The organism is Microcystis sp. M53603_WE2 (genome assembly GCF_030065435.1).
On record NZ_JASJFF010000865.1, the window covers coordinates 1 to 5,349 of the forward strand.

The window sequence follows — 5,349 nt, forward strand, 5'->3', positions numbered from 1 at the left end:
ATCTTGACGAAACTGACGCAATTCGTCTTTTAGCTGTTTCGCTTCCGCTAAACGTCGTTCTTGAAATTGACTTAAATCATCCTTCACCTGTTTAGCTCGATCCAGATGAAGTTGACGTAAGTCGTCCTCTAGCTGTTTCGCTGCCGCTAAACGCTGTTCTTGAAATTGACTTAAATCCTCTTTCAGTTGTTTAGCTCGATCTAGATGCTGTTGACGTAAGTCGTTCTCCAGCTGTTTCGCTGCCGCTAAACGTTGTTCTTGGAATTGACTTAAATCGTCCTTTAGCTGCTTGGCTCGATCTAGACGCTGTTGACGTAAGTCGTTGTCTAGCCGTTTCGCTTCAGCTAAACGTTGTTCTTGAAATTGACGCAAATCCTCTTTTTGCTTTTCCGCCTGAGCTAAACGCTGTTTTTGGGTAGCTGTTAAAAACGCAAGGCTTTCTTGTTGAACTTTTTGGAAAGATTGGCGCAAAGCAGTTGCCTGTTCTTGCGCTTGTTTTTGTCTTTCAGTTTTGACATCCGACAAAAAAGCTTGGACTTCTTGCGAGAGTTTAGCTACTTCTCCAGCAATCGATAAACGCTCCTGGCGGAACTTTTCCATGAGAGCAGGCATGGGGTTGTCCTCAATTACTAAATACTATGGAATGGATTAGACCCAATCACCCGCTAGGAAAACCTTCACGGGGACTGGGGGGAGAGACAGTAGAGTCCGACTTTTCTTATCACCCCAAAGTTGAGATAGTGAACTACCCTATCAATTATAGACTATTGCGCCCCAAGAGAGGGGTAACTAAACTCAATAGGGATTAAAGAAAAGCCGAGAATCTAGAAAACCTGGTCGGGTTTTAACTGAGCAGATAGGAGAATCTGGGATCAATCCCTAAGCAGGAACCGCCGCCGATTGAGTCAGACCAACTGCTTCAGCATATTTGAGGTAGGTTTCAACCGAAGCGATGACTACACGAGCTTCAATTGCTAATAATTCGATTCCGACGAGAGATACGCGAGCCCAAGCATCAATAACGATACCTTTGTCAAGGATGCGATCAATAACTTCAGCTAAGCTAGAGGAAGAGTTGGTTTTTTCGACTGCCATGGTAATAGACCTTTTTGTTAGTTGTATAGAGAGTGTACAGTGCTGATCCAAAAGTTGAGATAGGGAGCTACCCCATCTCAAGGGGCGTGGCCTCACTACCTAAAGAATGGCTTTCCATTGCGCTATTGCGAAAAATAGAGAGGCTCACATTCTGGCGATAGGCGGTAAACCTAGCTACAAGGGTCAAAATCACGGTCACAAAAATAATTTGTCTGAGTCTAGCTTTGTTCTAGCTATCCGTTGCCGTGCCAACCCTATTAACATAGACTATTGCGCCCCAAGAGAGGGGTAACTGAACTCAATAGAAATTAAAGAAAACCCAAGAACCTGCAAAACCCGGTCGGGTTTTAACTGAGAAGATGGGAGAATCTGGGAGCAATCCTTAAGCAGGAACCGCCGCAGATTGGGTCAGACCAACTGCTTCAGCATATTTGAGGTAGGTTTCAACAGAAGCGATAACTACACGAGCTTCAATCGCTAATAATTCGATTCCGACGAGAGATACGCGAGCCCAAGCATCAATAACGATACCTTTGTCAAGGATACGATCGATAACTTCAGCCAAGCTAGAGGAAGAGTTAGTTTTTTCAACTGCCATGGTAGTAGACCTTTTTGTTTGTATAGAGAGTGTACAGCGCTGATCCAAAAGTTGAGATGGCGAACTACCCAAGACCAAGGGGCGCAGCTTCCTACCCAAATAATTGCTTTCTATTCCGAAAAATAGTGAGTCTCACACTCTGGTGATTGGGGGTAAACCTAGCTACAAGGGACAAAATCACGGTTACAAAAACAATTTGTCTGCGTCTAGCTTTGTCTTCGCTATCCGTTGCCGTGCCGACCCTATAAATTATAGACTATTGCGCCCCAAGACAGGGGTAACTAAACTCAACAGGGATTAAAGAAAAGCCGAGAATCTGGAAAAACCACTAGGGTTTTAACTCAGCCGATGGGAGAATCTGGGTTCAGTCCTTAAGCAGGAACCGCCGCAGATTGAGTCAGACCAACGGCTTCAGCATATTTGAGGTAGGTTTCAACCGAAGCGATAACTACACGAGCTTCAATCGCTAATAATTCGATTCCCACCAGAGAGACGCGAGCCCAGGCATCAATAACGATACCTTTGTCAAGGATACGATCAATAACTTCAGCCAAGCTAGAGGAAGAGTTAGTTTTTTCAACTGCCATGGTAATAGACCTTTTTGTTGTTTTCATAGAAGGTGTACAGTGCTGAAATCATGGAGGATCCAGAAATCCATTTTGTTTTTCTGCCTTCATCACTTCCGCAATTTTAAAGATAACACCTTGTTTTGTTGTTGTCAATACCTAATTTCGATTTTTTTTGTTAAGAAGTGTGTAGGGATTTCTCATTTTTTTTGTTAAGAAGTGTGTAGGGATTTCTCAGATAAGTCGGATACATTAGACCTATTGCATAATTTTTTTATGGTACGATGGACGGTTTTGCTTTTTTCTCGATTTTTAGATTGAATTAGATTGAAGTTGAAAAGAGAATAAAATGTGATCTTATAAATTTGGTACAATTTTTACTTGACAAAAATTTCTGGTTGTGGTTCTGTAGTATTGATGGAGGCTTAATGCTTTGCCTTGCTGTGCATTGTTGTCATGGATAAAATAAGCTAAACGGCGCTTAACCTGCATGATCCAACAGCTATAACCCTTTTGGAGTCTATATCGGTGATCCGAAGTAAAAGCCGTTCAGCTTACCAAGCAGCGCCAAAGTGATTCTCCATTTTTTTAGAGAAAGATAGACTCTCTCTCACCAACAGAGAAATCCTTGGTCGAAAGGTATTATTAAGTCTTTACAATGGGATTAGTTTGACCAGTTTCTTTTCCTACCGCTCGATGACGTTTACTCGGAATTACTGTCTTATATGACTTCCAAAAATCAGTGTAAGTAACAGCACATTGTCGGTAAACACCGGGTAAACTGGCCCCAAAGTTTTTTGGCTGATTGGCGACTCCTATCTCCGCGCATAGCCGCCAATAATTTCCCCTGTCTTTCTATCAATTAACCGCCAAATATAAACCTTTATCGTCTTAAAAAAAACCAATGACTACATTTCATCACACTCTATGACTAATTTGCCTTTTGATTTTTCTGGGTGGTGATTCGGTAGTGGTGATGGAGCCTTAATGCTTTGCTTTGCTGTGGATTGTAGTCATGGATAAAATACCAAAGGACTCCCCAAGGTGATTCTCCATTTTTTTAGAGAAAGATAGGCTCTCTCTCACCAGCAGAGAAATCCTTGGTCGAAAGGTATTATTAAGTCTTCCAAGGGGATTACTTTGACCAGTTTCTTGGCTCTACCTCTCGATGACGTTTACTCGGAATTACTGTCTTATAGGACTCCCAAAAATGAGTGTAAGTAACAGCACATTGTCGGTAAACACCGGGTAAACTTGGCCAAGGTTTTTTAGCTGATTGGCGGCTCCTATATCCTAAATGACCACCAATAAGTTCCCTTGTCTTTCTATCAATTAACCGCCAAATATAGACCTTTATCGTCTTAGAAAAAACAAAAGGGCACATCTCATCACATTCTATGAGCAATTTACCTTTTGGTTTGTCCGAAACCTTTACTTGACGGGGTACAGCCGCTAGTTTATTGTTGACATAATTTTGTAAACATGACCAATTTACCCCTGTTACTCTGGCAATTCCTCGTCAGGAAATTCGTTCGAGCAAGAGTTGATCGATTAATTGTCTTGGTATCGGGAGAGATAGTTTTATTAGTGGGATTGATCACAAACGGTTGACCACATTCTTGACAGTGACGTTTGGGTTTCCCCTTAGGAATATAACCGTTCTTAATAGTATGGTGAGAACCACAACTAGGACAAGTAAATACAGGCAAACCAGTGGGGGGATTTTGCTCCGTGCTAGGCTGATATTTGAGCAGGTCCTCCACGAGCCATAAAGAGATACTTATCAGAAAAGTCATGATCAAGCTAGAGGTTTAAGGATTGATTTGAGCCAATTATTTTTATTGATAAACTGACGGTTCGCTCATTTTCCACATATGGTGTTTTTGGATTAAGCCACCCACTGCCTGTACTGGCGTAAGTTGAACTAATTCGACTTCGGGTAGGTTTTATCCGTTGTCAAAACACCATCTATAGTGATCTGCGAGCCGAGAGTAATAAGTATATTACACAGTTCATACCGAATAAGCAACATGGTAAGGTAAACACATCTTAACAACCCTTGACAAAATGAACCTCGTGTGATTTGCTTACCCAGAGGGCGATCCAGGCATACTTGAGTAGAATTTCTCATCTCAACTGTTAAACAAAAATCGACTAAATGTTAAGATTTCGTAACTATTTTGATTGACTGGTATCACTTGAAATGCCCACACGTATCACAAAATTAGCCGATTGTCAATAGCTTTTGAGATGCGATACCCCCCCTTGCCTACCCGAATTCGGGTGGGCAAGGGGGGGGTGGTAGAATGCCTGCCAGGACTATTGAAAATTGGTATTAGCTATTTTTTCGGGGACTCTGGCCACTATTTTCAGAGATTGCTGTAATGCGGATTTGTTGACATCCGTTTAGGTGGATTGACGGGCCAGAAATTGTCTTTGATAGTCTAAAAACTCGCCATGCCATTCCGCAAAACGCCGCTCCCCATCTTTGACTAAAAATTGGCGGTAGGCTTCCGAGGAAATCCAAGGCTTTGTTGGACGTTGTTGGGCAGAACGAGCTTGGTATTCAGCCGTTGATTGACGGCATTGGTTGTGATAATTTTGGTGCCATTCGCGATAGCGCCGTTCTCCATCCCGCACGAGGGCTTGGCGATAGGCTTCTGAAGATAGACTCATGGTGTTACTCCTTTTCAAATCCCTTGATGGCTTGGCCAGAATTATAACACAATGCGTGAACTAGCCAGTGCTGACCTCTCGTCAAGGTACGATATGGGCCCTTACCCTCAGGGGCAAGGTTTCTTTGCTATCTCAACTGCTGCATTTTGTCCCGCTTTGCGTTGCTACCCTTTAACCAAATGGCTCTTCGGTTTGTGTTATGCAATGGACGGGGGTTATAAGGGATGTAACCCTTATATAGAAAGGCATTTAGCGATTTTTGTCAATTATTTCTTATCTAGAGCGAACTAATCAATTAAGTCTCTTGCCAGATAAGGATTTAGTCGATTTATGCCCCCCTATCGAACCATAACAAGTAACGAAGAGCCAGTTTTAAGTAATGAATTATGAATTATGAATGGAATTCGGAGGTGG

Annotated in this window: 5 protein-coding genes and 2 pseudogenes; all 7 read right to left on the minus strand. The window is 42.4% G+C overall.

All coding sequences use genetic code 11. The annotated features are described in order from the left end of the window. Positions 1-612 (minus strand): gas vesicle protein GvpC (gene gvpC, locus PX481_RS18410; protein WP_288095366.1); only part of this gene is annotated, 612 nt, incomplete at its 3' end. 267 nt (positions 613-879) lie between these two features. Next, a complete protein-coding gene (gene gvpA / locus PX481_RS18415) occupies positions 880-1,095 on the minus strand; it encodes a gas vesicle structural protein GvpA (RefSeq protein ID WP_002735503.1) in 216 nt (71 codons plus the stop codon). Positions 1,096-1,477: 382 nt separating this feature from the next. Continuing rightward, the gene (gvpA, locus tag PX481_RS18420) at positions 1,478-1,693 is read right to left on the minus strand and encodes a gas vesicle structural protein GvpA (RefSeq protein ID WP_002735503.1); all 216 of its coding nucleotides are present in this window, start codon (positions 1,691-1,693) and stop codon (positions 1,478-1,480) included. A gap of 371 nt (positions 1,694-2,064) precedes the next feature. Beyond that, on the minus strand, positions 2,065-2,280 hold the full coding sequence (gene gvpA, locus PX481_RS18425) for a gas vesicle structural protein GvpA (RefSeq protein ID WP_002735503.1): 216 nt from the start codon (positions 2,278-2,280) through the stop codon (positions 2,065-2,067). 643 nt (positions 2,281-2,923) lie between these two features. Then, a pseudogene (locus PX481_RS18430) lies at positions 2,924-3,212 on the minus strand (IS1 family transposase); the annotation flags it as partial. A gap of 182 nt (positions 3,213-3,394) precedes the next feature. Then, positions 3,395-4,055: pseudogene (locus tag PX481_RS18435) on the minus strand (IS1/IS1595 family N-terminal zinc-binding domain-containing protein). A 610-nt stretch (positions 4,056-4,665) separates the two neighbouring features. After that, positions 4,666-4,935, minus strand: coding sequence for a hypothetical protein (locus PX481_RS18440; RefSeq protein ID WP_288024978.1), 270 nt, complete (start codon positions 4,933-4,935; stop codon positions 4,666-4,668). Positions 4,936-5,349: the final 414 nt, after the last annotated feature.